We start from the raw sequence: 1,137 nt of genomic DNA, 5'->3' as shown, positions 1-1,137 counted from the left end.
CCACCACGGGGGTGGGGGGGGGTGTGGTTTGTCTGCGGGGGCGCCCGGCGGTTCGGTCCGCCGCGGCCGGGGGGCTGCTTCGGTCATCGGTTGTCGACGTTCCCTTCGTCGATGGTCCGCGACTTGATAAACGGAGGCGCCCCCACTTAACGTGGAGAAAGCGGGGGCGCCTCCGTTTTCACTGTAGGCCAGGGCGCCCGCCGCGCACGCACCGGGGAGAAGGAGGAGCTCATGTCGGGCATCCAGGGCAAGGCCATCGCGATCACGGGCGCCAGCAGCGGCATCGGGGAGGCGACCGCGCACCACCTCGCCGAGCGGGGCGCCCGCCTGGTGCTCGGGGCCCGGCGCCGGGAGCGGCTGGACGCCGTCGTGGACGCCGTCACCACCCGGGGCGCCGACGCCACCGGCGTCGTCGTCGACGTCCGGCGCCGCGAGGACCTGCGGCTCCTGACGGACACGGCCCTGGAGCGGTACGGGCGGCTCGACGTGCTGGTCTCCAACGCGGGCACGATGGCCGTCTCGCCGTTCGACGAGCTGCGCCAGGACGACTGGGACGCCATGGTCGCCACCCACGTCACCGGCCTGCTCAACGGCATCGCGGCGGCCCTGCCCGTCTTCCGCCGCCAGGGCGCCGGCCAGTTCGTCAACGTCGGCTCCACCGCGGCGTACGTCGTCAGGCCCCCGCAGGGGGTCTACGCGGCCACCAAGGCGGCGGTGAAGGTGCTCACCGAGGGCCTGCGCCAGGAGGCGGGGCCCGACCTGCGCGTCACCCTCGTCTCCCCCGGCTTCACCCACACCGAGGGCGTCGGCAAGGGGGCCGGCCCCGAGGTCGCGGCCGCGCTGGTGCGCCGGCGCGACGAGATCGCCATGCCGCCCTCCGCCGTGGCCTCGGCCATCGGCTACGCCGTCGCGCAGCCGGACGGCGTCGACGTCAGCGAGATCGTCGTGCGCCCCACCGCCCAGGACTGACCCCCGCCGCCCGGCCTTCTTCACAATTGCCGTGGACATGGCGTTCTTCTCCCAAGTCCGGGCAAAGCGAAGGCGGGTGGCGGCCAGGCGTTCTAATACAGGGCCACCCCGCAACGGAGCGCCGGCCGCGGAGCGCTTAGAAAAAGCGACCACCCGCCCCCCCGGGCT

1 protein-coding gene is annotated in these 1,137 nt (G+C 74.0%); it reads left to right on the top strand.

Features of this window, described 5'->3' with window-relative positions:
- Positions 1 to 231: 231 nt before the first annotated feature.
- Entirely contained in the window at positions 232 to 969 is a 738-nt protein-coding gene (locus tag ACFWXO_RS28235) for an SDR family oxidoreductase (RefSeq protein ID WP_380527000.1), read from the top strand.
- Positions 970 to 1,137: the final 168 nt, after the last annotated feature.

It is taken from the genome of Kitasatospora sp. NPDC059088 (assembly GCF_042738155.1).
Taxonomy (GTDB): Bacteria; Actinomycetota; Actinomycetes; order Streptomycetales; family Streptomycetaceae; genus Kitasatospora.
Note: the sequence above shows the minus strand (reverse complement) of the source record. Positions and strands in the feature narration are given on the sequence as shown.